The sequence below is a fragment of the Vibrio sp. 1078-1 genome, assembly GCF_033340475.1.
The window spans coordinates 179,132-203,739 of sequence record NZ_JAWOWM010000007.1 but is presented as its reverse complement, the minus strand read 5'-3'; the positions used below and the strand labels follow the sequence as shown (position 1 = coordinate 203,739).

21 protein-coding genes are annotated in these 24,608 nt (G+C 43.8%); 13 read left to right on the top strand and 8 right to left on the bottom strand.

All coding sequences use genetic code 11. The features are described from left to right. Positions 1–99: 99 nt before the first annotated feature. Positions 100–285: a hypothetical protein gene (locus R7190_RS15395; RefSeq protein WP_005376906.1), complete on the bottom strand. Its 186-nt coding sequence runs from the start codon at positions 283–285 to the stop codon at positions 100–102. A gap of 174 nt (positions 286–459) precedes the next feature. Next, the gene (locus R7190_RS15390) at positions 460–1,977 is read right to left on the bottom strand and encodes a fumarate hydratase (protein ID WP_005376905.1); all 1,518 of its coding nucleotides are present in this window, start codon (positions 1,975–1,977) and stop codon (positions 460–462) included. A 270-nt stretch (positions 1,978–2,247) separates the two neighbouring features. Between R7190_RS15390 and pabB the strand changes: the two genes are divergently transcribed. Beyond that, positions 2,248–3,612 carry an aminodeoxychorismate synthase component I gene (gene pabB, locus R7190_RS15385; protein WP_186584874.1) on the top strand — a complete coding sequence of 455 codons (1,365 nt, stop codon included), beginning with the start codon at positions 2,248–2,250 and terminating at the stop codon, positions 3,610–3,612. Positions 3,613–3,977: 365 nt separating this feature from the next. Here pabB and R7190_RS15380 read toward each other — a convergent pair whose 3' ends face one another. Continuing rightward, on the bottom strand, positions 3,978–5,678 hold the full coding sequence (locus tag R7190_RS15380; RefSeq protein ID WP_005388280.1) for an ATP-binding protein: 1,701 nt from the start codon (positions 5,676–5,678) through the stop codon (positions 3,978–3,980). A gap of 7 nt (positions 5,679–5,685) precedes the next feature. After that, positions 5,686–6,225 carry a heme NO-binding domain-containing protein gene (locus R7190_RS15375; RefSeq protein WP_005388282.1) on the bottom strand — a complete coding sequence of 180 codons (540 nt, stop codon included), beginning with the start codon at positions 6,223–6,225 and terminating at the stop codon, positions 5,686–5,688. Positions 6,226–6,456: 231 nt separating this feature from the next. On the opposite strand from R7190_RS15375, the gene R7190_RS15370 reads away from it, so the two are divergent. The 5 genes from R7190_RS15370 to R7190_RS15350 all read left to right on the top strand — a co-directional run bounded on the left by R7190_RS15370 (position 6,457) and on the right by R7190_RS15350 (position 12,603). Next, positions 6,457–7,056 carry a CoA pyrophosphatase gene (locus R7190_RS15370; protein ID WP_005376901.1) on the top strand — a complete coding sequence of 200 codons (600 nt, stop codon included), beginning with the start codon at positions 6,457–6,459 and terminating at the stop codon, positions 7,054–7,056. A 344-nt stretch (positions 7,057–7,400) separates the two neighbouring features. Continuing rightward, complete coding sequence (locus tag R7190_RS15365; RefSeq protein ID WP_005388284.1) at positions 7,401–8,654, top strand: aromatic amino acid transport family protein; 1,254 nt, start codon at positions 7,401–7,403, stop codon at positions 8,652–8,654. Between the two features lie 97 nt (positions 8,655–8,751). After that, entirely contained in the window at positions 8,752–10,113 is a 1,362-nt protein-coding gene (locus R7190_RS15360) for an L-serine ammonia-lyase (RefSeq protein ID WP_005376899.1), read from the top strand. Positions 10,114–10,325: 212 nt separating this feature from the next. Then, positions 10,326–12,041, top strand: coding sequence for an EAL domain-containing protein (locus R7190_RS15355; protein WP_138940463.1), 1,716 nt, complete (start codon positions 10,326–10,328; stop codon positions 12,039–12,041). A gap of 94 nt (positions 12,042–12,135) precedes the next feature. Further along, positions 12,136–12,603, top strand: a complete 468-nt coding sequence (locus R7190_RS15350; RefSeq protein ID WP_186584872.1) for a GNAT family N-acetyltransferase — start codon at positions 12,136–12,138, stop codon at positions 12,601–12,603. A gap of 89 nt (positions 12,604–12,692) precedes the next feature. On the opposite strand, the gene queD is transcribed toward R7190_RS15350, so the two are convergent. Continuing rightward, complete coding sequence (gene queD / locus R7190_RS15345) at positions 12,693–13,055, bottom strand: 6-carboxytetrahydropterin synthase QueD (RefSeq protein ID WP_005376896.1); 363 nt, start codon at positions 13,053–13,055, stop codon at positions 12,693–12,695. A gap of 293 nt (positions 13,056–13,348) precedes the next feature. Here queD and R7190_RS15340 point away from each other — a divergent pair, with 293 nt between their 5' ends. Together R7190_RS15340 and asnS are read left to right on the top strand one after the other, a co-directional pair. Next, the gene (locus R7190_RS15340) at positions 13,349–14,974 is read left to right on the top strand and encodes a methyl-accepting chemotaxis protein (protein WP_025767294.1); all 1,626 of its coding nucleotides are present in this window, start codon (positions 13,349–13,351) and stop codon (positions 14,972–14,974) included. A gap of 189 nt (positions 14,975–15,163) precedes the next feature. After that, positions 15,164–16,564: an asparagine--tRNA ligase gene (gene asnS, locus R7190_RS15335; RefSeq protein ID WP_017636101.1), complete on the top strand. Its 1,401-nt coding sequence runs from the start codon at positions 15,164–15,166 to the stop codon at positions 16,562–16,564. 91 nt (positions 16,565–16,655) lie between these two features. Here asnS and R7190_RS15330 read toward each other — a convergent pair whose 3' ends face one another. Together R7190_RS15330 and R7190_RS15325 are read right to left on the bottom strand one after the other, a co-directional pair. After that, the gene (locus R7190_RS15330) at positions 16,656–16,880 is read right to left on the bottom strand and encodes a hypothetical protein (protein ID WP_017636102.1); all 225 of its coding nucleotides are present in this window, start codon (positions 16,878–16,880) and stop codon (positions 16,656–16,658) included. A gap of 98 nt (positions 16,881–16,978) precedes the next feature. Beyond that, on the bottom strand, positions 16,979–18,370 hold the full coding sequence (locus tag R7190_RS15325; RefSeq protein ID WP_054574732.1) for a PLP-dependent aminotransferase family protein: 1,392 nt from the start codon (positions 18,368–18,370) through the stop codon (positions 16,979–16,981). A gap of 258 nt (positions 18,371–18,628) precedes the next feature. Here R7190_RS15325 and R7190_RS15320 point away from each other — a divergent pair, with 258 nt between their 5' ends. The 3 genes from R7190_RS15320 to R7190_RS15310 all read left to right on the top strand — a co-directional run bounded on the left by R7190_RS15320 (position 18,629) and on the right by R7190_RS15310 (position 20,926). Further along, positions 18,629–18,859 (top strand): hypothetical protein, encoded by a 231-nt coding sequence (locus R7190_RS15320; protein WP_186584870.1) that lies wholly within the window; start codon positions 18,629–18,631, stop codon positions 18,857–18,859. Between the two features lie 245 nt (positions 18,860–19,104). Then, positions 19,105–19,404 (top strand): hypothetical protein, encoded by a 300-nt coding sequence (locus tag R7190_RS15315; protein WP_005376885.1) that lies wholly within the window; start codon positions 19,105–19,107, stop codon positions 19,402–19,404. A gap of 331 nt (positions 19,405–19,735) precedes the next feature. After that, positions 19,736–20,926 carry an amino acid aminotransferase gene (locus tag R7190_RS15310; protein WP_017636105.1) on the top strand — a complete coding sequence of 397 codons (1,191 nt, stop codon included), beginning with the start codon at positions 19,736–19,738 and terminating at the stop codon, positions 20,924–20,926. 89 nt (positions 20,927–21,015) lie between these two features. Here the strand turns inward: R7190_RS15310 and R7190_RS15305 are convergent, their stop codons facing one another. Continuing rightward, positions 21,016–21,657: an outer membrane beta-barrel protein gene (locus tag R7190_RS15305; RefSeq protein WP_025767291.1), complete on the bottom strand. Its 642-nt coding sequence runs from the start codon at positions 21,655–21,657 to the stop codon at positions 21,016–21,018. Between the two features lie 314 nt (positions 21,658–21,971). On the opposite strand from R7190_RS15305, the gene R7190_RS15300 reads away from it, so the two are divergent. Next, positions 21,972–23,861 (top strand): DUF294 nucleotidyltransferase-like domain-containing protein, encoded by a 1,890-nt coding sequence (locus R7190_RS15300; RefSeq protein WP_104979487.1) that lies wholly within the window; start codon positions 21,972–21,974, stop codon positions 23,859–23,861. Positions 23,862–23,869: 8 nt separating this feature from the next. Continuing rightward, the gene (locus tag R7190_RS15295; RefSeq protein ID WP_005376881.1) at positions 23,870–24,589 is read left to right on the top strand and encodes a 3'-5' exonuclease; all 720 of its coding nucleotides are present in this window, start codon (positions 23,870–23,872) and stop codon (positions 24,587–24,589) included. Positions 24,590–24,608: the final 19 nt, after the last annotated feature.

The following is a 24,608-nucleotide window of genomic DNA, read 5'->3' as shown; positions in this document are numbered from 1 at the left end:
AAAAGCCCCTGAGTGGTTCAGAGGCTTACTTAATCTACAGCATTAGTAACTCTATATGCGCTGATTACTATGTTAAACAGGAACCCGCTTTCTTTAAGCCTAGTCGTCTTCGATTAACTTATAGATAACAAATAGAGCGATTTCCAAAATCAACCACAACACACATGTGATGGTCACGTACTTTTCATCAAAGATGCTGATACCGTGAAGAATCAAGTCATAGCCAACAAAGCCACCTATCACTACAGCAAGAATAATTTGTAGAATCTGAATAAAACGAGGCATGCCGTCTCCTAATTATTGTTCGCATAACGTTTGATTGCTATGCCTAAAGGTTTATATCCTTAATTATATAGACAAAAAGTGCAGGTTTCGCTGCACTTTTGTCAATTGTTTGCTAGGTAAATCAGCACCTTGTCACATTCTCTCTACTGAGACGCAGCAAGATTGCCCTTTGCCTTATGCTTCCATCTCTTGAATTTTCACTTTCCAAGTGTCTGGACCAATTTGGTGCGCGTTAACACCATTTGAGTCGACGGCCACTGTTACTGGCATATCTTCAACTTCAAATTCGTAAATCGCTTCCATACCTAAATCTTCAAATGCGACAACGCGAGCTTTCTTGATCGCTTTCGCCACCAAGTACGCAGCGCCACCTACAGCCATTAGGTAAACCGCTTTGTGATTCTTGATAGATTCAACCGTTGCAGGGCCACGCTCAGCTTTACCGATCATGCCCATGATGCCGGTCTTTTCTAGCATCATGTCGGTGAATTTATCCATACGCGTTGATGTTGTTGGGCCAGCAGGACCAACGACTTCATCACCAACTGCATCGACAGGGCCTACGTAGTAAATGAACTTACCGTTGAGATCTACGCCTTCAGGTAGACCTTCACCGTTATCTAGCATGCCTTGAATACGTTTATGCGCAGCATCACGACCAGTCAGAATTTTACCTGATAGAAGAACCGTTTCGCCTGTCTTCCACTCTTGTACTTCTTCTTTAGTAATTGTGTCTAAGTTTACGCGACGCGTATTTTCGCCCGCTTCCCAAGTGATATCTGGCCAATCTTCTAGTTTAGGTGGTGTTAGCTCTGCTGGGCCGCTACCATCAAGCGTGAAGTGTACGTGACGAGTCGCCGCACAGTTCGGGATCAAACAAACAGGCTTAGAAGCCGCGTGCGTTGGCGCAGTTTTGATTTTAACGTCGACAACAGTCGTCAAACCGCCAAGACCTTGCGCACCGATACCAAGTTTGTTCACGCGATTGAAGATATCCAAACGAAGCTCTTCTTCTGCGTTTTGTGGGCCACGGTCAATAAGTTCTTGAATATCGATGTGTTCCATTAGAGATTCTTTTGCCAATACCGCTGCTTTTTCAGCCGTACCGCCGATACCAATGCCAAGCATGCCAGGAGGACACCAGCCCGCCCCCATTGTTGGTAGCGTTTTTTCTACCCACTCAGCAATATCGTCAGATGGGTTTAGCATCACCATCTTAGTTTTGTTTTCGCTACCGCCGCCCTTCGCAGCGATCTGAATTTCAACTTTATCGCCCGGAACCATGTTGATATGTACGACGGCAGGCGTGTTGTCTTTGGTATTAATACGTTTACCAGCAGGGTCCATAAGTACTGACGCACGCAACGGGTTATCAGGGTTCGTGTACGCTTGTCGAACACCTTCATCTACCATCTGCTGAACCGTCATGTCGGTCGAATCCCATTGCACGCCCATACCGATGTTGACGAAACACGTCACAATACCAGTATCCTGACAAATTGGACGGTGACCTTCTGCGGACATTCGGGAGTTAATTAAGATCTGAGCAATCGCGTCTTTAGCGGCTTGGCTCTCTTCGCGGTGATAGGCTTTTTCAAGAGCTTGAACAAAGTCTAGCGGGTGGTAGTAAGAAATATACTGTAGCGCATCAGCGACACTGCTGATCACATCCTGCTTGCGTATTACCGTCATTACATGCCTCGTTATAGTTATGCTTCCATTATTGGCTTGGCTTCAATCGTGTTTGTTGAGCTTATTGCTCTTTTGAGCTTCGTTTTTTATAAACAATTGTCGAACGGCTGATATCGACACACGAAATGCTGAAGTTGCCTACTTGTAAACCATCTCAAAACCCTATGAATAGAGGGAGTTTGGCTATACAGAGGAATATGATACTCTTGCTGCCCATGACATGCCATGCAGTGAACGATCTCTTTGTCACAAATTACACAAATGAACAACATGGACAATCAATTCATTGATTTTAAAGCGCTGGAATACGCACCAGAGTTTACTCTTCACCTTTTTTCTCGCATTCAACACCTACCTTGGGCGATGTTGCTGCGTTCTGCATCAGAAACGCATATCGATAGCCGCTTCGATGTGTTGGTCTCCAACCCAATTGCAACGTTAGAAACCACTGCCGACAACACACAAGTTGAAACGCCATCGAATGCCTATTCAACTCAAGATGACCCATTTGCGCTGCTTCATCAGTTGCAAGAACAGTGGCTTCCTCACGTAGAGTTAAATAAAGAATTGGATCTGCCTTTTGTCGGCGGTGCGCTCGGTTACTTCAGTTACGATTTAGGTCGCCGCGTAGAAACGATGCCAGAAGTGGCAGAAAAGGACCTCAACACGCCGGATATGGCGGTAGGTCTGTATGAATGGGCCGTTGTTGTTGACCACCACCTAAAAAAAGCATGCTTAGTCGGTCAGAACATCGAGCAAGCTTGGCAATGGTTAAACGAGCAAAAAGCAGAACAAACCGTTGACTTCGCTTTGTCTGGTGATTGGCAGTCAAACATGACGAAAGAGAGCTACGCCACTCGCTTTGACAAGGTGCAAGAATACTTGTTGAGCGGTGACTGTTATCAGATCAATTTGGCGCAGCGCTTTAACGCACCGTATCAAGGCAGCGAGTGGCAAGCGTATCTGAAATTGGAGTCCGCCAACCAAGCGCCATTCTCAGCGTTTATCCGTATGCCTGAGTCTTCGATTTTGAGTATCTCTCCAGAGCGCTTTTTAGAGCTCAAAGATCGCGTCATTGAAACGAAACCAATCAAAGGTACTCGACCACGCAGCGAAGATCCAAAGCAAGATAACGCTAATGCTCATGACTTGCAGACAGCGGAAAAAGATCAGGCAGAAAACCTGATGATTGTCGATTTGCTGCGTAATGATATTGGTCGAGTTGCATCACCGGGTAGCGTTCACGTTCCAAAGCTGTTCGATATTGAAAGCTTCCCTGCCGTGCATCATTTGGTGAGCACCATTCGTGCAAATTTGGATGAACAATACGCTCCTGCGGATTTGCTGCGAGCGTGTTTTCCAGGCGGTTCAATTACGGGCGCACCTAAAGTTCGCGCAATGCAGATTATTGAAGAACTGGAGCCGCATCGACGCAGCGCGTATTGCGGCAGTATTGGCTACATTTCACGCCATGGTCGTATGGACACCAGCATTACTATCCGAACTCTTGTAGCGGAAAAAAACAAACTTTACGCTTGGGCTGGCGGCGGCGTCGTGGCAGATAGCGATTGCGCCTCTGAGTATCAAGAAACGTTGGATAAGCTTTCAAAGATTTTGCCAGCGCTGCAATCGTAGGTTTCAACAGCACACAACGCCGCTTTAATGCTATTGACGAAAACAATCTAAAACGCCTCCAGAACGGATAATGCCGCTCATTTAACAGCGAGTGGCATATTTCTGTATCTCATCACCCTGCACAGCGACGAAAGAGCGTGATACAGGTTCTTCTATTCAAGCACTTTGTGGTCAAATTTGTTTCATTATCCGCTCGGCGTGCTGCTACTAGATTCTTAGTCTAGCCAAGGCTCGCTAGAATGACCCAAAAAACATCGTTAAATGATCGGCATTAGCCGGTGTGGTGCGCTTTTTTGTGTGTTTTATTTGCATGTACTTTAGCTTTTAGCCGTTGGCCAACAAACATACTTTTTAAGAGGCAGCGTCTACTGCTCAAGCCACTTACACATAATCTGTTCGATATCGGTTGCGGTGTACGGCTTAGTGAGGATGTCGTCCATGCCTGAATCAATACACTTTTGACGCTCTTCGATGGTAGTGCCAGCGGTTAATGCAATAATAGGATGAGTAAAGCCACGCTCTCTCAGATACATCGTCGCCTCATAACCATCCATTTCTGGCATTCGGCAGTCCATGAATATCAGTTCGTAGTCTTTACTTTTCACCGCTTCTAATGCTTCTTTGCCGTTGGCTTTTAAATCAGGTGTAATGTCGAGTTTTTTCAGCATTTGAGTAACAATGACTTGATTCATTCTGATGTCATCAACCACTAATATTGAGCGTCCTGCTAAATCGCTTCGCTCTATGGTGACCAATTCCCCCTCTGCTGTGCCTTGTGCTTGCCCTTCCTCAAGAGGAATAGCAACTTTAAAAGTTGTCCCTTTGCGCTCTTCACTCTCAAAGCTAATTTGACCTTGCATCAAATCCACGAGGTTTTTACAAATCGCGAGACCTAAACCTGAGCCTTCAAAGCTGCGTTTCGCCGAGCGATCAACTTGGACAAATGGGTCAAAGAGTGACGGCTGTGCTTTTATTGGGATGCCAATACCAGTGTCTTCAACCTCAAAATAAGCCGTGCCGTTAAGCCATTCCACCCGTAACACGACGCCACCCAAGTGAGTAAACTTAATCGCGTTTCCCACCAAGTTAACCAAAATTTGTGTAATGCGCTCTAAGTCACCGACTAAAAATTCCGGGATCCCCAGCTTTTTGTCGATAGAGAAATGGATACGTTTTTCCGCAGCCTTAGCTGCAAATACACCCATGATGGCTTTTTCAAGTTCCTCCCAGGCAAAGACTTTATGTATGATTTCCATCATACCGGCATTCATCTTACTGAAATCAAGAAGATCATTAATGATAACTCTCAATAAGTCCCCTGATTGAGTCAGATTGCTCAAGTATTGACGCTGCTCTTCTTCTAATTGGGTTCGACTCAATAACTCCGCACTACCCAATACGCCATTGAGAGGAGTTCGCAGCTCATGGTTAATCATGGCGACAAACTCCTTCGTCGCTTTTTCTGATTCCTCAGCCCGCTTTCTCAGCTCGACCTCTCGCTCTAAACTTAAGTGTCGACCAATAACACCATGAACTAAGTCAGACACGAGCTCCATCTGTTTGGAAATAAAAGACTGATCGATTTGATCTTGCAACACAGAGAAAATCAACTCCCCAACCGTTTCCCCATCAATGATAACTGGCAAATGCAAATTCTCTCCCTGCCAATTAGGAGAGGTTAAAATCTCGTTGTTATGACGAAGCTGTAAGTGACCAAAGTGATGACGACGCAATGAGCTCAGCTTTGTAGCGTCAAGAAACAAGTAAGCCGCAGAAATGATCGAGTTAGAAGTGAGCTGCTCAATAAAGCTCGCTATCATTGCTTCATCGAACGTGCTCGATAAAAAAGTACGACCGAACTTAATCAACGTGGCATCAATTTGCTCTTCAAACTCAAACTTACGAAGATCCTTTTTAGATTTCAGCTCCAGCTTTTTCAATGCAACACTGAGTTGCTGGTTGGATTCATATAACTCTAAGCTTTTCTGTTCCAACAGCTGCTCAGCTGCTTTTCTTGATGCAACTTCTCGTTTGAGTTTCCTTTCTAATGAGGAACTTCCCGTCATATCGTTCTTATTGAGCCTCTAACCAAAAACGTACTTTGCTGCCATCTTCTGACTGGTTTTGATGTTTGATATGAACTACCTCACCAAAATGTGCAGCACAACCTTTTATCAATCCTAAGCATACGTGAGACATACATCTTGCGCTGTGGTAGTCAAATACCAATTGGGATTGGTTTTCACTAATGAAATCAAATTGCGGAGGGTTAGCATCAGGATAGAGCTTCTTAACTTCGACATGAATAAAGTCTTCAACATGGCGAACAAATTGAAACGTCGTTTCACACTGTTGCAAACTGGCGTGACTAGGAATAGAGCGAAGTAAATTCAAAAAGACGCACTCTCCAAACACCTCTTGCAGTTGCTCGGGGGGAACACCAGATACTTTACTGAGATTCACGATCAACTTAACCAAGTCTTTGTGATCGTAACTACCAACAGCAGTGTAAACACCTTCATCGTTAGAAAGATCGAGAACTTGGTCTAACACATCAAGACCGAATTTCTCTTCCACTAACTCCATGAACTCGGTGAAAATAATCCCTTTCATTGGCCAATACTTGCCCTATAGTGACGTCCTAAAATAAAGAATGGTGTATAACCTTATAAGTTTCAAATTAATATGTTCAAGTAGAGTGAGACACACAACACAAAGAGGGAAAGTGCTGGCGAGTGCTTTAATGCGAATGTTTTATTTGGTAACCAGTAACGATAACGCCATACGCTTTGCCGTCTTTGAGTATAATAAATAATGGTTAGGCACGATAAATAAGGACTCAGTTTGGTTATCGACAAAACTCATTTACTACAGAACTTTCAATTTCGGCTTCCAACGGGCTACCACAAAGAGTCCCTTGCACGACTGAAATGGATGAAAGAAAAGTCCCTGAGAGATGCGGCAGTCTTAATCGGTTTTGTGGAACGCGATGACGGGTTACAAGTCATTCTGACTAAGCGTGCAGCCCACTTACGCCATCATCCGGGACAAATCAGCTTTCCCGGTGGCAAATATGAGCAGGAAGATATTCAGCTCGTGAATACCGCTTTAAGGGAAACCAAAGAAGAAGTTGGGATAGAAGATGAGCATATTCATGTGTTTGGTCAACTGCCTACACTACCAACGATTAGTCAATTTAATGTGACACCTTTTTTGGCTTTTGTTTCTCCGGAATATAAAACGCATATTGACCCAAATGAAGTAGAGTCAGTTTTTGAGGTTCCTGCCAACCATATTCTGAACCCCAAAAAATTGTATAGCACCAAATTTGACCTAAAAAGAAGCAGTCATCGTGTATTTGCTATCCCATATAGACAGCATTTCATCTGGGGCATGACGGCACAAATTATCGAATCAATGCAAAAACATATTATTTCACATTAAATAGTTGTTGATATCGGTGCTTTTATAGGCGCGATCATTATGCGCATCAATATTAATAAAACGTTGCTTCATAAACATTCATTCACATTAGATTAATTTTCCATTTTCACCGCAAACGCTTGCGGTGAAATAAATTTATACAAACAGCCCTATTGATAAGTTTTTCTAATTTTACTCATTAGCAGAAATCACGAGTAGCACATCATTTTCGTGATAAAAAGCAGGTTTTTGACATATCATTCAATAAGCGTAAGCAATAAATGATTTAGATCTAATTTTCCTAGTGTAAAATCTTGCAAAATTACTCCCGACTTATTTCCTGTTCCCAAATGAGTAACTAAAAAATGAATACAACTACTTCTGCGGTTTCTACCGCACAATCGTCTAGTAAGTTTTCTTACAAAGACTTTACCTGGTGTCTGTCCCTTTTTGGTACGGCAGTAGGTGCAGGTGTACTGTTCCTTCCTATTAAAGCAGGTGCAGGTGGCTTTTGGCCATTAGTAATCCTAGCCCTAATCGCAGCACCAATGACTTGGTTCGCACACAAATCTTTAGCTCGTTTCGTTCTTTCTGCGAAAAACCCTGAAGCGGACATCACCGACACAGTAGAAGAGCACTTTGGTAAGACTGGCGCAAACCTTATTACGTTCGCTTACTTCTTCGCTATCTACCCAATCGTACTTATCTACGGTGTTGGTATCACAAACACAGTTGACTCTTTCCTAGTTAACCAAATGGGCATGGAATCTATTCCTCGCTGGCTACTTTCTGGTGCACTTATTGCTGCAATGACAGCAGGCGTAGTATTCGGTAAAGAGCTTATGCTGAAAGCAACTTCAGCAATGGTTTACCCTCTCGTGTTCATCCTACTAGCACTGTCTGTATACCTAATTCCTGGTTGGAACACTTCAATGATGGAAGTGTCACCTGACTGGGGTGCAATGCCAGCTATCGTTTGGCTAGCAATCCCTGTTATTGTGTTCTCTTTCAACCACAGCCCAATCATTTCTCAGTTCTCTAAAGAGCAACGTCGTGTATACGGTGATGACGCAGTTAAGAAAACTGACGCTATCACCGGTGGCGCAGCAATGATGCTGATGGGCTTTGTTATGTTCTTCGTTTTCTCTGTTGTACTTTCTCTGTCTCCAGAGCAACTAGCAACGGCGCAAGAGCAAAACATCTCTGTTCTCTCTTACCTAGCAAACGTGCATGAATCTCCACTGATCTCTTACATGGGTCCATTGGTTGCTTTCGCAGCGATCACCTCTAGCTACTTTGGCCACTTCTTAGGTGCGCACGAAGGTCTAGTTGGTCTAGTGAAATCTCGTTCAAAATCACCAGTAAGCAAGATCGAGAAGATGTCTCTAATCTTCATTGTAATCACAACTTGGATCGTTGCTATCGTTAACCCAAGCATCCTAGGTATGATTGAAACAATGGGTGCACCGATGATTGCCGCAATCCTATTCTTGATGCCAATCTTCGCAATGCAAAAAGTTCCTGCGATGGCTAAGTACAAAACTTCAGCACCTGTGCAAATTTTCACAGCAATCTGTGGTCTTGCTGCAATTAGTTCTGTAATCTACGGCGCTCTTTAATCATCTCTGCCCAGTGCAGTATGATTAATCCAAAAATATAACGATAAAATTAAGCCTCCCAACTCCCCTTGGGAGGCTTTCTTCTGAGGTAATCGATATGATTAGTGTTTTTGATATCTATAAAATCGGTGTTGGACCTTCAAGCTCACACACTGTAGGCCCAATGAAAGCGGGTAAAGAGTTTATTGATGATCTTCGTGCAATGGGAAAACTGCGCGACATCACTAAAATCACCGTTGACGTTTATGGATCACTATCACTGACAGGGAAAGGTCACCACACAGATATTGCTATCATCATGGGTCTTGCAGGCAACACTCCTGAGAAAGTTGATATCGATTCTATCCCGGGCTTTATCGCTCGTGTAGAAGAAACTGAACGCCTTCCTGTTGGCATGCACTGTCACACAGTATCGTTCCCACGTGAAGGTGGAATGAACTTCCACAAAACAAACCTAGAGCTACACGAAAACGGCATGCAGATCCACGCTTGGATTGATGACGAAAAAGCGTACTCAAAAACTTACTACTCTATCGGCGGTGGTTTCATCGTTGATGAAGAAAATTTCGGTAAAGAAGCTGAGAACCCAGTAAAAGTACCTTACCCGTTTACAACGGCAGAGGAACTGGTTAACCAATGCCATGAAAGTGGATTGTCCATCAGCGCACTAACCATGAAGAATGAGCATGCGCTTCATTCAGATGAAGAAACTCGTACTTATTTCGCAAACATCTGGCGCACAATGCGCGAGTGTATGGATCGCGGTATGAATGAAGAAGGTATTTTGCCAGGTCCATTGCGTGTGCCTCGCCGTGCAGCAGCACTTCGCCAGCAGCTACTAACTTCAGAAAAGACAACAAACGACCCAATGTCTGTTGTTGATTGGGTAAACATGTTTGCTTTCGCAGTAAACGAAGAGAACGCAGCAGGTGGCCGCGTTGTTACAGCACCAACTAACGGTGCGTGTGGCATCATCCCTGCGGTACTGGCTTACTACGATAAGTTCATCCAAACTGTGACTGAAAAAGATTACATCCGTTACTTTGCAGCTTCTGGCGCAATCGGTGGTCTTTACAAGCGTAACGCGTCGATCTCTGGTGCAGAGGTTGGCTGTCAGGGTGAAGTTGGCGTGGCATGTTCTATGGCAGCAGCAGGCCTTGCTGAGCTTATGGGTGGTAGCCCAGAGCAAGTATGTATGGCAGCAGAAATCGCAATGGAGCACAACTTAGGTCTAACGTGTGACCCAGTTGCAGGTCAGGTTCAGGTTCCATGTATCGAGCGTAACGGTATTGCGGCAGTAAAAGCAATCAACTCTACTCGTATGGCACTACGTCGCTCTTCAGCTCCAACTGTTTCTCTAGATAAGGTTATCGAAACCATGCTAGAAACAGGTAAAGACATGAACGCGAAATACCGCGAAACATCTCAAGGTGGTCTAGCAATCAAAGTGATTTGCTAACACGCCTTTCTGAATACCAATCAAAACCCGAGTTTATGCTCGGGTTTTTTTATACCCCAAAAACCCAGGAGAATGCGTTATCAGGACAAGTAAAAAAAAACCTAAAACGTTGAATATATCCAAATATTATGGATATCTCAGTAAAAAATCACATCTCTTCCCTAGCTTTATTGATAACGTAGCCAAAAATTAAACTTGGAGCACATCAACACATGATTAGGTTTGAAATTGGAAACCAAATCTGCGTTTGCTTGTCCGAAAACGAAATATCTCTAGAGCTCAATCAGTCACTCCACCACTCCATTCCTGTCAACCCAAATGAGTACGCCATTCTGTCAACTATCGCCACATACGGCAGTTTAAATACGCCGATTAGTCAGCGGTTAATAGAAAGCAAAATCACTCAACAATACAAAATGACACTGCCTGAAAATGGCTTTAAAAACGCGGTGGCCGCTCTAAGAAAGAAATTTCGCAAGCTCACGGAAGAACATTTAACCACTAACAAAAACATTATCGAAAACATTCACCGGACCGGATACTTCATCCCTTTTACTATGCAAAACAACCATCAGAATGGCATCGAACATCAACAGAAGATCAATCAATACACAACCAATAGTCTTCGCAAAGCGCTTCGTATTTGCCTGCGTAATAAAAAGATCTATTCAGAAGCAATGTGGGTTGTGTTGATCACTGCGATCATTTTCTTTGCTATCTGTTACTACGCGATAAACAGCATCGTTAAACATAATTATCTGGATAACGCCTTCGAAATTGCAGAGAACCTTTCCCGCAGGAGTTGCTTTGCTAATGAAAGCGAACTGAAGTCACTATTTGATAATGTGAAGTTGGTGGAATCGAGCATGATGCTAGATCGTTTCAATATTCGATGCTTAGTCACTCCAGAAACCGTTGTCCCTGTCAGCAAAAAAGCCTTTGAAGAGTGGAGTAACAATAGCAATTACACTACCCAATCATTTGACTTAAATAACGCAACTGTTTTGGTTCGTGTTAAAAACATTAACTTATCCGACAATGTTGAAAATCATATTTCACGTTTTTTTCTTTCCGGTATGAAGCTATCAACGAATACCGGAACATCGTTAGAGATTGGTAACACCAATGAACGCTTCTTCAATTATCACGTAAAGAATAGTGGCTATAAAGAGGTGTATTACATCTCTGGACCGTTTCAAAGTATCATTCTACTGAGCTTACTTTTTCTCATTATACTGCGTCACCGCTCCCTACAAGCCTTTATGGCTTACTTGTGCGCAATTCGACAATTCAAAATAAAACTGGAACCGATTTATAACACTTCGGCGCAAAAGATTGTGCACTACGAAGCCCTCTCCCGGTTTAAGGTAAAAAATACGCAACGGTTTATTGAAACACTGATCCGCAATGGATTGCTGCTAACTCATACCTTACTGGTGATTGATTCCATCTACACCAAACAAAAAGCGTTGCCCATCCCTATCAGCATTAACGTTTGTCCTTCTTTGCTGCGAGGGCGTAACTTTTCAATCCTATATAGAGAGCTATCTAATCGGGATTGCCGTTTGCTGACAATCGAAATCACAGAAAATGCATCGATGTATTATACCTCTGAGATTTATGGCAATGTCGCGAAACTAAAAGCACTGGATTGTAAAATCAGTATTGATGACTTTGGCACCGGCAATAATAATGTGGCGCTTATCAGCAAGCTGAATCCGGACTACCTCAAAATCGACCGAGAATTTGTTATTGGCCTAAAATCTGATGATAAAAAGATAGAAACCTTGCGTCAGTTAATTGCTATGGGCAATACGTATCGCTGCACGGTCATTGTTGAAGGCGTAGAAACGGCAGACAGTGCTCACTTACTCACAACATTGGGCGCCTATATTCACCAAGGTTATTATTACCCTCTTCATTGCTAGCTTTTCTTCACTCGGTTAGTTACTTAAAATAGATCTAATACTCTATAAAAACTCGTGGTGGCATAACGGTATGCCGCCAATTTGTGATTGAGCGATGATTGCGATTAAACCCACCAAACTGAAAGATTTTTCAAGTTTGATGCAATTGGATGTGCAAGAAGAGCAAAAAGGATTTTTTACACCGTTTGAAATGGCTTATCAAAAACGTAGTAAGTCAGAGGCGTTCTTTACGATTTATTCTGATGATCTATTAGTAGGCTACCTTGTTATCGATAAAGGTTTCTCCCAACATGCGCCGTTTGCTAAACGATACGAACTGGAGCTTAAGTACTTGATGATTGATCAACGTTTCCAATGTCAAGGGGTTGGGAGTGAGGCATTGCGTAAACTGTTCCTTTATGCGTATACCATTAACCCTAAAAGCACCTCTCTTTGCGCCACTGTCCCACAAAGTCAGCAATACGCTATCAGTTTTCTTGATGCGTGCGGATTCATTAATACAGAGGAAACAACATTGGGTGATAATGAAAAAGAATGGATTCTACGACACCCATTAAGCTAGCTGGTGAAGCATAATCAAAATTGGGCCATTCAGATACAACAAAGGCAAGCTTCTCGCTTGCCTTTGTTTAATGCTCAACAGAAAGTGACTTATTCGCCTTTGTAAATACAACCCGCTGTGCACGTTTCTTTGATTTCTACTTTACTTAGCAGTGGTAAGCTTGGCTTGAGCTGCTGCCAAATCCATTTTGCTAACACTTCGCTAGTCGGGTTCTCTAACCCTTCAATGTCGTTTAGGTAGTAATGGTCTAAGCGATTGTAAATTGGTTTAAATGCAGCTTTGATCTCTGCAAAATCCACTACCCAACCTGTATGTGGATCAACTTCACCTTCTACATAAAGACGAACAAGGAAAGAGTGTCCGTGCAAACGACCACACTTGTGACCTTCTGGTACGTGTGGCAAATGGTGTGCTGCTTCGAACATAAACTCTTTGTATAATTCTGTTTTCATCTTGATTCTCAGGCTTTAAAAAGACAGGCAATACTAAGGAATTCGCTGCCAAGAGACAAGCGTTACCCCATACAAGCGTAGCAAAAACTTCCGCTGGTTCCCGGCCTCTTTGCTATCACTCACACCAAAGCGCCGTATTTCTGTCACGCGCCAAACATTTGATTACACAGCACTCACATCACAATTACATATCCCCAACATGTGTGGGGTCACAATCATTCATTTCGTTGTTCGCAGTGCGCATTTGTGCACATTAATATTGTGCAGTTTGTTCCAATTACACTTATAAATTTATGCGCTCAACTATCACTTTTAAGCTCTTACTGGCGTTAATTGCTGTCTTCAGCTGCGTTCTAGCTGCCTCTACGGCTTACCAATACCATCAACAAAAAACCTTAATCAATGATGTTCTTAGTGAACAACTCCATGATAAGGCTAGTAATTATTTCGATAGCCTAAATATGATGATGCTTACGGGCACCATGTCGCAAAAAGAAACCTTACGTCAAAAGGCCCTGGCCCAAGAAGGCATTGAAGCAGTTCGCGTGTTGCGAGCTGATACTGTGACCAAACTTTACGGACCTGGGCAACAAAACCAACAGCCTGTCGATGATATTGATCAACGAGCGTTGAATGGTGAACTGGTGATTGAACCAATCTCAGCCGATTGGGGCAAAGGGTTAGTAGTCGCGCTACCAATGAAATCGAGCGAAAATTACCGTGGCACCAACTGCGTTTCTTGCCACGTTGCACCAGCAGGAGAAGTGTTGGGCGCGATTCGCTTGGAATACAACATGAATCATGTCAATTCAATGATCAGTAAACAGGCAATGTTTGCGATGGGAATAATGGCCGTAATCGCATTTGTGGGCTTCATCATAACGATGAGTTTGATTCAAAAAATCATTGTACGACCAATTCAAAGAACGTCGAAATTCATGTCGAATGTGAGCCATAGCAAAGATCTATCTCAACGACTTATGCATCACCAACAGGATGAAGTGGGCCAACTTTCTACTGCAATCAATTCATTCATGGATACGGTCTCCGAAAGCTTAGAACGTGTGCAAGACACCTCTCACTCACTTGCCGACTCCGCGAGTAAACTAACTGCTGTCGCGCAGTCCACAGATAAAGCGGCCAATAACCAACAGCTAGAGACCAACGAAGTACAAAGTAATATCACCGATATGTTGCAGCAACAAACTGCGGTTGAGGACTCGACTAACAACGCTACTGTTTTGGTCAATCACACCGTTGATGTCGCCACTCATAGTGCAAGTCAAGCACACAACGTCAGTGAAGACATCAAACAACTAGTAAGTAACATTGATACCGTACGGGAAAAAATCAGCTCTCTAAACCAAAGAACCGAAGAAGTGTCGTCCATTCTTGTGGTTATTAAGGGTATTGCAGAACAAACCAACCTGCTCGCGTTGAATGCTGCTATTGAAGCCGCCCGTGCCGGAGAGCAAGGACGCGGTTTTGCGGTCGTCGCGGAAGAAGTGCGTAACCTGGCTTCTAGGACGGCTGAAGCCACTGGTAATATTGAACATATCATTTCTCAATTCCAGCAAGGAAGTGAAGAGTCATTAACTTCTGTTGATACCGTCTGCCAGTTTGCTCATCAACGCTCTGTCGATGTCGAGGCACTATCAGCCACAATGCATAACGTTGTTGACGAAATGCGCCAAGTGCTCAGACATGCAGAAGATATCCAAAACCAGACGCAAACCACATCTGATGTAAGTCAGCATATTCAATCTAAAATAGATGTGATCACACTGCATGCTAACGACACATCGCAATCAGCATCGCACACGCGTGATATTAGTGTTGATTTAGAGCATCTATCCGAACGTTTAGAGCAATTACTAAACCAATTCACACTTTCAGAGCACAAAAGAGTGAATAAATAGAGAGATTCTCCCCATCAAAACGAATATAAAGGTTGATGCGAGCGAATTGACAGGTAATATGTCTCGTTGAATCTGTAAAATGCTACCCAACTCAGCGCTTAGCTTGTTTTTTGAACAAAAATGTTATTAGACAAGTACTTTAAGTAAGCGTTGAGTTGAATTTTTACCTCAATGGAGAATATTGAAAACATGACTTACGCGCCTGTATCAGACGTATTGAAAGGTCAGCTAGCAGTAGACAGCGAAGTGACTGTTCGTGGCTGGATCCGTTCACGTCGTGATTCCAAAGCTGGAATCTCTTTCCTTGCCATATATGACGGCTCTTGTTTCGACCCGATTCAGGCCGTGGTCCCAAATAATCTTAATAATTACGAAGACGAAGTATTAAAGCTAACGACTGGCTGCTCTGTTGAAGTAACTGGTAAGATTGTTGAATCTCCTGCAAAGGGTCAAGACTTCGAACTTGCTGCCACTGACGTTAAAGTGGTTGGTTGGGTTGAAGATGCTGAAACTTACCCAATGGCAAAAACTCGTCACTCAATCGAGTACCTACGTGAAGTTGCGCACCTACGTCCGCGCACAAACGTAATCGGTGCAGTAGCACGTGTACGTAACTGCCTATCTCAAGCAATCCACCGCTTCTACCACGAGCAAGGTTACTTCTGGGTATCTGCGCCGTTGATCACGGCTTCAGATGCTGAAGGCGCTGGTGAAATGTTCCGCGTATCTACGCTAGACATGGAAAACCTTCCTCGCACTGACGCTGGTAAAGTGGACTACAACGAAGACTTCTTCGGTAAAGAGACGTTCCTAACCGTATCTGGTCAGCTAAACGCAGAAGCTTACGCTTGTGCGCTAAGCAAAGTTTACACTTTCGGCCCTACTTTCCGAGCTGAAAACTCAAACACAAGCCGCCACCTAGCAGAATTCTGGATGGTTGAGCCTGAAGTTGCGTTCGCAGAACTGGATGATGTAGCGAAACTGGCTGAAGACATGCTCAAGTACGTGTTTAAAGCAGTGCTTGCAGAGTGTCGCGATGACCTTGAGTTCTTCGCTCAACGCATCGACAAAGAAGCAATCACTCGTCTAGAGCAGTTCGTTTCTTCTGACTTCGCGCAGGTTGACTACACTGACGCAATCCAGATTCTTCTTGATTCAGGCCGTGAGTTCGAATTCCCAGTTGAATGGGGTATCGATATGTCTTCTGAGCACGAGCGTTTCCTTGCTGAAGAACACTTCAAAGCACCTGTAATCGTTAAGAACTACCCGAAAGACATCAAAGCATTCTACATGCGTGCTAACGATGACGGTAAAACAGTTGCAGCAATGGACGTTCTAGCACCGGGCATCGGCGAAATCATCGGTGGTTCTCAGCGTGAAGAGCGCCTAGACATTCTAGATGCACGTATGCGTGAAGTGGGTATCGATCCTGAACATATGAGCTGGTATCGCGACCTACGTAAATACGGTACAGTGCCACACGCAGGCTTCGGTCTAGGCTTCGAGCGCCTAGTATCTTACGTAACTGGTATGGGCAACGTTCGTGACGTGATCCCATTCCCACGTACTCCTCGCTCTGCGAACTTCTAATCACTTTTTAGTGATATCGAATTAAAAAGACCTCCCATGTGGAGGTCTTTTATTTTGTACGAATGATTTTCTAGCAACCGATGTATGCACTCTAGTTGTTATTTTCGTCGTCATCCTCATCTGCTCGCGCTGCGTATTTTACTCCAACCACACACAAGCCAAACATCACAAATGGGATAACGGCAGCAGTGTATTCCGTCCAAACCATATGAGAAAAAGATTTCGCCAATATCAAGTGTGCAAACACCAACAAAAATGCGCTAAAAATAGCAACACCCATCAACCTAAGTTCATGCTTTACCAACTGCTTTTTCATTCCGGCTCCTAACCTAAATGGTTGTCTGCCCATGATTGAAACACAGCTTCGGTATCGTCCACTGATACAGTTTGAGCAAAAAACAGGTAAACAGTTGGCTAATGAAGTAATTCTCCGACCGTCTTCACGGCTTGTTCTAATTCATCATTTACAGGTAACGATGTATTAAGCCTCAGGTAGTTCTCATAATTTGGAGCGACAGAAAACAACTGACCAAATGCTACAGTGATGTTCGCTTCCAATAACTTTTGATAAATCGCTTTTCCGCACTTTGTTTTCGGCAGTTCTATCCAAAGAAAATAGCCGCCTTCCGGTTGCGTGTAACGAATCGATTGGGGAAAGTACTTATCAACCAGTTCAATAAACGCCAATTGCCGCTGCTCAAGATTCTTTCGCAGTTTTCTAAGATGGCTATCATAACTATCGTTTTGCAAGTAATGCGCGATACCCTGCTGGATTGGTGCACTGCCTGACAACGTCGAGATAAGTTGCAGCTTTTGAAGTTGCGCATTGAAGCGTTTGTTTACCACCCAGCCCAGCCTATAGCCAGGGCAAAGGCTTTTTGAAAATGATCCACAATGCAATACGCGCTCTTGTGTATCAAAAGCTTTAAGTGAGCTTGGCTTTTTTTCAGAAAAATAAAGCTCTGAATACACATCATCTTCGATCAAGTACACATCGTATTTGTCAGCCAGTTCGACGATACGCTGCTTCTGCCCGTCACTTAATAAGGTTCCTGTTGGATTGTGAAAGTTAGTCATTAACCAACATGCGCGAACATCATTGTCGGTAAAAGTCGCTTCAATTTGATCCACTGAATGTCCAGTTAACGGATCCACCGTTATTTCTATCGCCTTTAGACCTAAACGTTCAATCGCTTGAAGTGCGCCATAAAACGTCGGTGATTCAACTACAACAGTATCTCCAGGCTGGGTCACGGCCTGAAGGCTCAAATTCAACGCTTCTAATGCGCCAGAAGTAACGACAATATCATCATGGGTAAACACCATACCTTGTTGGATGTACCGTTGAGCAATCAAACGGCGTAGAGACTCACAGCCCGGCGGCAAGTTATCCAATAACGTCTCTGCCCCCATCTTCCTGCCTGAGCTGGCTAGGTTGCGGTTTAGCGCTTCTAATGGGAACAATGCTGGGTCTGGAAACGCGGAGCCAAACTTCACCGCATTCGATGAGGCCTGATTTTTGAGGTAGTCGTAAAGTTCATCGTTGATGCTAGAGCGATAAACGGAAGTGGCTGGAGAACTCGGTTCGAAGCGGTCCAACTCCGCAGTAACAAAGTATCCAGACTGAGGTTTCGCTGCGACCCAACCTTGTGCTTCGAGCAGCTGATAAGCTTGTAATACCGTACCTGCGCTGACAGAATGGTTTCGGCTTGTTACACGCACTGATGGCAGCTTTTCCCCTGCTCTCCAAGTATTTTGCTGAATCTGCGTTTTGAACAGCTCAGCCAGTTGACGGTATCGGTTCATGTTTCCCTCATTTCACTTACAGCCGCACCATAGCATACTTCGCGCCAGCATTCTGATATGGGAGTATTCAATTTAGCAACGTAATTTATCAATCTTATAATAGATATTTCAGCCACGAAGTGAGCGTTTATATCCCATACTTTGACCGTTACACACATATTGCCTCACATCTTTGCAATACCTAAAAACCAAGGTTTTACGTTGGACTGAGTGCGTTAAACTCACTTCGAACTACTGTCTTTAAATCAGGAGGAAGCGATGAAAGTTTTTACAATGGACGATCTCTCGTATCGCGGAAAACATAAAGGTGTACATAGTTGGGACCATCCTGGCAGTACCACCCCTTATTATTGGCATCCTGATTGGCTGCATATCGCTGAAGATACTTTGGGTGAACACAAAAAGGCTGACCTTGAAGTCCCTGATGGAGAAACAGCGACAGAAGAGCATGCAAAAGCGGCGATTCTCAAACACTTGAATGACGAGTAGTTTAGGCTCTATCACCGTTCAAGAATAGCATTAGGTAGGCGAATCCATCGTTGTATGCTTTAAACACAAATAAAGCTAAAACCTGCCAAATAGTAAATTCTTCTGAATGAGAAGTACGCATCTTCTATAGCGTTCAAAGGGCAAAATAAGTCGATTGTTATCACATTAATTTTCATTACATCTGTTACATTTAAATAGTAATGGTGATGCACACCTCAACTCATGGATTATGAGAGAAAACAATAATGGCGAAATACAACGAAGAAGATATTAAATACAAAGGTGAATCCAACGGCGTACATTCTTGGAGCTCTCCTTCCGGCCAACCTTATTACTGGCACCCAGATTGGCTACACGTTGCGGAAGATGCGACGGGTACGCATCCGAAGCAAAAACTTGAAGTTGAAAAGACAGAAGTACCAACCGAAAAGCACGCATTAAAAGCGATCTTAAAGCATATGAACGACTGGGCGACTGAAAAACTTTCTTCTAACCCTGACATCGAAACCAATGCGGTTGAGTCGGAAATCAATCTGAAGAAATAACCCCAACCGATATCCATACTCTAACAGTAAACGCTCCACCTTTGGTGGGGCGTTTTTGTCTCAACAAATCCTCACTAGACAATTATAAACGTGTTAACGCAAAGCACTGAATTGAAACGATTGGGATGTGTGCAAAACTTCTCCAACCATGGCATAAATGCCCTTCAAACTCTGTGCCTACCAAACGTTTTCATGGCAAAAACTTTAGTTATGTTAGAATTCTGTTTCAAATCGCAACTTTTTTAGGTTTTCTTTTCAGTAACGGTTGTAACCAATATTGCTGAAAGGTATAAATGTTAGCACACCCCTTCGATTAACATGGATGAAGATTATGTTTGAAAAAGTAGTTGCCGCTCCGGCTGACCCTATTCTTGGCCTTACTGAAGAGTTTAAAAAAGATGCTCGCGCAGACAAAATTAACCTTGGCGTAGGTATTTACAAAAACGAGCAAGGCGAAACTCCCGTTCTTGCGACAGTAAAGAAAGCTGAAGCAGCACTTGTTGAAACTGAAAAAACCAAATCTTACCTAACCATCGAAGGCACAGCAGAGTACGGCATTGCAGTGCAAAAACTGCTTTTCGGCTCTGATGCAGAAATTGTAAACGAAAAACGCGCTAAAACAGCTCAAGCTCCGGGTGGTACTGGTGCACTACGTGTTGCCGGCGAGTTTATTAAACGTCAACTAGGCGATGTAAAGATCTGGATCAGCAACCCAACATGGGCGAACCACAACGGCGTATTTACTGCTGCTGGTATCGAAACGGCACAATACAGCTACTACAATGCTGAAACAAAAGACAAAGACTTCGATGCGATGCTAAATGATCTGCAATCTGCATCTGAAGGCGACATCGTGCTTCTACACGGCTGCTGTCACAACCCTACAGGGATCGATCCTACGGCTGAAGAATGGGAAACATTGGCGAAACTTGTCGCAGAGAAGAAATTGCTTCCTCTGTTCGACTTCGCCTACCAAGGCTTTGCTAAAGGTGTGGAAGAAGATGCTGCAGGTCTTCGTACTTTTGCTAAATACAACAAAGAAATCCTAGTCGCGAGCTCTTTCTCGAAAAACTTTGGCCTATACAATGAACGCGTAGGTGCCTTCACGTTAGTAGCTGAGTCAGAAGAAGTCGCAACAACCGCTTTTTCTCAAGTTAAAGCCATTATTCGCTCTATCTACTCTAACCCACCTGCACACGGCAGCGCTGTCGTGACTCACATTCTTGGCAACGCCGAAATGCGTGCGGAATGGGAAGCTGAAGTAGCAGAAATGCGTGACCGCATTCAAGAAATGCGTGAACTATTTGTAGCGACACTAAAAGCAGAGGGTGTGGACGCAGACTTTAGTTTCATCGAACGTCAAAATGGTATGTTCTCTTTCTCTGGTCTTTCTAAAGAGCAAGTTAACCGCCTTAAAGAAGAGTTCGGTATTTACATTGTCGGTTCTGGCCGAATCAGTGTTGCTGGTATGACGAAGTCAAATATGGGCCCTCTGTGTAAAGGCATTGCAGCGGTTTTATAATCGACTGTCGCATACTTTATTAAAAGGAAAGGTCAGCATAAGCTGACCTTTTTTGTTTTAACTTAACGCCAAAAGCGAACCCGTCCGATCTAGTAGACAAACTTCAAACTCAGCCCTACTTCATTGACGTAATCTGAGCTTTCACCGCTGTAATCAGTATCTCTAAACTGATAAAAAAGACCAGTGCCGATGACTTTATGCCATTGGTAGTTAAAACCGATCTTAAAATTGTTCTCATCAACGATATCACTACGGTTCAACTCCACTTCAGCTGTCGCAATAAGCTTTTCACTGAGCAAGTAATTCACCCCAACAGTTACAGCTTGAATCAATTCGCTATCGGAAGACAACGTATTATCCGTTTTGTCGTCCGTCGCTTTCGCTTTGATTGCGCCTATTCCATATATCCCGTAGATATCGAATTGCTCTGTAACTCCATAACGGTAACCACCACCAAACAAAAGGCGGTCAATGCGAAGAGTAAAATCATCCGGATGGAAAAACTGCGCTGAGTAATCAACATTAAACAACCAGTTCTCAGTAAACAAATAGTTACCACCGAGTCCAACTGTGGTCGCATTAGAGTTATCTAACCATTCTTCGTTTGTCGTTCCGGCACCAACATCCAAATGAATGTGTTCGTACCCAAATTTTTCTGCTTGGTCCATGACCGCTGCGCTTGATATCGCCGGCAAAGCAGCTAAAGAAACAAGCAATAAATTTCTCACCATTCGACTTCCTTTCATGAGAATTATCTAAACACTGTATTCCATCGCCTGAGCTACTTGGCTCAAGAAGAATAGCTTAATCTAAAGACGTGATAACGATCTGAAACAGCCAAAGATCTAATCAGTCATCACGAAGAAAACATATCGACGACGTCTTTTTCAATTGAGGTGACCATATAGTAGTAAAAATGAAGCTCCCTTATCGTGCGATATGTCAGAATCTTATGACTGAGCACGAAAATCGCGGTTCAGATAAGACTCTGTTTTAAAACTAAGTTAAGATTACTTTATTATTTGCGAACTAAAAGGCGCCTTCGATGGATGCAGAACTTCTCGAGATTTACAACTTTCTCGCCAAGTATCCCCCGTTCAATGAACTCCCTGAAGAAACACTAAACAAGGTGACAGAGAGTGTCGAAATCTCGTACTACCGAGAAGATACCCCCATCATCCATTTTGGAGACTATATCCAAGATTTATACGTGGTGCGAAGCGGTGTTGTTGAAGTTTATCGACGCAAAGGTGAGCTGTATAACCGCCTTGACGAGGGTGACCTATTTGGCCAGATGGGCATGCTCACCAATAACAAAGTCCGCTTTCCGGTAAAAGCCATTGAGGATACCCTGCTCTACTGTATTCCTGGTGACATTTTCCAAGAAATTTACGATAACTTTGATTCCTTTGCGGATTTTGTTGAAGTTGAAAATAGCGCTCGTTTACGCCAAGCCATTTCAGAAAACAAAGACGCCAATGACCTGACGACGTCGAAAGTGAAAACCTTGCTAACTGGCGATGCTCATACGATTGATCGTGGTCAGACAATCCAGCAAGCCGCGCAGCAAATGGCGAATGACAACGTATCGGCTTTACTTATCGTCGACCCAGATTTCGTTCGTGACGAAGACGATCCACAGTCCCCAGTACTTGGTATCATTACTGACCGCGACTTGTGTACCCGTGTGTTAGCTGAAGGTTTGTCCCCACAGGACGATGTGTCCAGTGTGATGACCACGGAGGTCATGTCACTTGACCACAACGCTTACATCTATGAAGCAATGTTAACGATGCTGCGTTACAACGTACATCACCTACCAGTGGTAAAAAACCAATTACCAATCGGTATTATCGAAACAACCGACATTGTTCGTTATGAATCTCAGAATTCGTTGTTGTTGGTGAGTAGTATTTTCCAACAACAGACTATCGAAGATTTAGCCGTTGTTGCCGAAGAAGTGAAAAGCAGCTTCGTGCGTTTGGTCAATGAAGATGCCAACTCTCACATGGTGGGTAGCGCGATGTCGGTCATTGGCCGAAGCTTCAAACAGCGTCTGCTAGAAATGGCAGAAGAAGAGCTTGGCCCACCGCCAATTCCTTATTGTTTCCTTGCACTTGGCTCAATGGGGCGAGATGAGCAACTGTTGGTAACTGACCAAGATAACGCCATCATTCTAGATGAGACCTATCAAGAAGAGAAACATAGTAAATACTTCGAAGCCCTAGCAAAATACGTCAGCGATGGTTTAGATGCCTGTGGCTACAAATATTGCACAGGCGATATTATGGCAACCAACCCACTATGGCGCATGACTCGTTCAGAGTGGGAAGAGTGTTTTGCTGACTGGATTGATAACCCGAACCCGAAAGCACTACTCAACGCCTCCATCTTTTTCGACTTGGATGGCGTCTATGGCCGCTTAAAATGGGCAGAACAGTTAACTAGCTTTATTGTTCGTCGCGCTCGAAAGAACAACCGCTTCTTAGCGTGTTTGGCTCGTAACGCACTAAACAGAACACCACCTCTAGGCTTTTTTAAAGACTTCGTGATGGAAAAAGATGGCAGACACAACAACTCCATCAACCTCAAACGTCGCGGTACTGCTCCTCTGGTCGACTTAATTCGCGTTCACTCTCTGGCGGTTGGTTCACGTGCACAGAACTCGTTTGAGCGTCTTGACGACATTATTGATGCTGGCATTTTGCCAAAAGGTCGAGCACAAGACTTAAAAGACGCGTTAGAGTTTATTTCCATGGTGCGTATTCGTCACCAAGCGACGGATGTGGAACTAGGCATTGATCCTGATAACAATATCGAACCGGAAAACCTCTCTGAGTTTGAACGTCGCAACCTAAAGGATGCATTCCAGATCCTAAGCAATGGTCAAAATTTCCTTAAGTTCCGCTACCAAGCGAACAAGAGCTTTAAGTGAGGTTTAGCATGATTAAAAAGCTCTTTCAGAAGCCAACCATTCAGTGGCCAACGAAGTTTGAACAAAAGCTGGAGATGGCGAAGGATGAGAATTTAATTGCGTTTTATAGCAACAAGCCGCCTGCTCCAGAAACACCGTTATCTGAGGTGGAGTTCGTGGCGTTAGATTTCGAAACGACGGGTTTGAATCCTGAAAAACATGACATCATTACTATTGGTTTAGTGCCGTTTAACCTGAAGCGAATTTTCCTACGTAACTCGCGTCATTGGAAGGTACGTCCACAGCGTGCACTCGATGAAGATTCAGTCATTATACACGGTATTACTCACAGCGAATTGATCGATGCACCTGACTTAGGCGATATCTTAAGCGAGCTGCTACCATGCTTAAGCGGGAAAATCATTGTTGTTCATTACCGTCGTATCGAGAGAGAGTTTCTGGATAAAGCGCTCAAAAGCCGTTTAGGGGAAGGTATTGAGTTTCCTGTTTTAGATACGCTGCACCTTGAAGAAACCATTCAACAGAAACGTTCCGGCTCTCTCTGGGAGCGTTTAAAAGGGAAAAAGCCAGAATCGGTTAGGCTAGCGCAATCTCGACGCCGTTATGGGCTGCCAGACTATACGCCTCACCATGCATTAACCGATGCAATTGCTACCGCAGAGCTACTGCAAGCGCAAATCGCCCATCATTACAGTGAAGAGCAACCCATCAGTGAGTTCTGGCTGTAATATACTTCACACTTAATAG

Excerpts from the sequence above, each read along its gene's own strand:
- R7190_RS15395 (WP_005376906.1), bottom strand. The coding sequence starts at position 285 with ATGCCTCGTTTTATTCAGATTCTACAAATTATTCTTGCTGTAGTGATA.
- R7190_RS15390 (WP_005376905.1), bottom strand. The coding sequence starts at position 1,977 with ATGACGGTAATACGCAAGCAGGATGTGATCAGCAGTGTCGCTGATGCG.
- pabB (WP_186584874.1), top strand. The coding sequence starts at position 2,248 with ATGGACAATCAATTCATTGATTTTAAAGCGCTGGAATACGCACCAGAG.
- R7190_RS15380 (WP_005388280.1), bottom strand. The coding sequence starts at position 5,678 with ATGACGGGAAGTTCCTCATTAGAAAGGAAACTCAAACGAGAAGTTGCA.
- R7190_RS15375 (WP_005388282.1), bottom strand. The coding sequence starts at position 6,225 with ATGAAAGGGATTATTTTCACCGAGTTCATGGAGTTAGTGGAAGAGAAA.
- R7190_RS15365 (WP_005388284.1), top strand. The coding sequence starts at position 7,401 with ATGAATACAACTACTTCTGCGGTTTCTACCGCACAATCGTCTAGTAAG.
- R7190_RS15360 (WP_005376899.1), top strand. The coding sequence starts at position 8,752 with ATGATTAGTGTTTTTGATATCTATAAAATCGGTGTTGGACCTTCAAGC.
- R7190_RS15355 (WP_138940463.1), top strand. The coding sequence starts at position 10,326 with ATGATTAGGTTTGAAATTGGAAACCAAATCTGCGTTTGCTTGTCCGAA.
- R7190_RS15350 (WP_186584872.1), top strand. The coding sequence starts at position 12,136 with ATGATTGCGATTAAACCCACCAAACTGAAAGATTTTTCAAGTTTGATG.
- queD (WP_005376896.1), bottom strand. The coding sequence starts at position 13,055 with ATGAAAACAGAATTATACAAAGAGTTTATGTTCGAAGCAGCACACCAT.
- R7190_RS15340 (WP_025767294.1), top strand. The coding sequence starts at position 13,349 with ATGCGCTCAACTATCACTTTTAAGCTCTTACTGGCGTTAATTGCTGTC.
- asnS (WP_017636101.1), top strand. The coding sequence starts at position 15,164 with ATGACTTACGCGCCTGTATCAGACGTATTGAAAGGTCAGCTAGCAGTA.
- R7190_RS15330 (WP_017636102.1), bottom strand. The coding sequence starts at position 16,880 with ATGAAAAAGCAGTTGGTAAAGCATGAACTTAGGTTGATGGGTGTTGCT.
- R7190_RS15325 (WP_054574732.1), bottom strand. The coding sequence starts at position 18,370 with ATGAACCGATACCGTCAACTGGCTGAGCTGTTCAAAACGCAGATTCAG.
- R7190_RS15320 (WP_186584870.1), top strand. The coding sequence starts at position 18,629 with ATGAAAGTTTTTACAATGGACGATCTCTCGTATCGCGGAAAACATAAA.
- R7190_RS15315 (WP_005376885.1), top strand. The coding sequence starts at position 19,105 with ATGGCGAAATACAACGAAGAAGATATTAAATACAAAGGTGAATCCAAC.
- R7190_RS15310 (WP_017636105.1), top strand. The coding sequence starts at position 19,736 with ATGTTTGAAAAAGTAGTTGCCGCTCCGGCTGACCCTATTCTTGGCCTT.
- R7190_RS15305 (WP_025767291.1), bottom strand. The coding sequence starts at position 21,657 with ATGGTGAGAAATTTATTGCTTGTTTCTTTAGCTGCTTTGCCGGCGATA.
- R7190_RS15300 (WP_104979487.1), top strand. The coding sequence starts at position 21,972 with ATGGATGCAGAACTTCTCGAGATTTACAACTTTCTCGCCAAGTATCCC.
- R7190_RS15295 (WP_005376881.1), top strand. The coding sequence starts at position 23,870 with ATGATTAAAAAGCTCTTTCAGAAGCCAACCATTCAGTGGCCAACGAAG.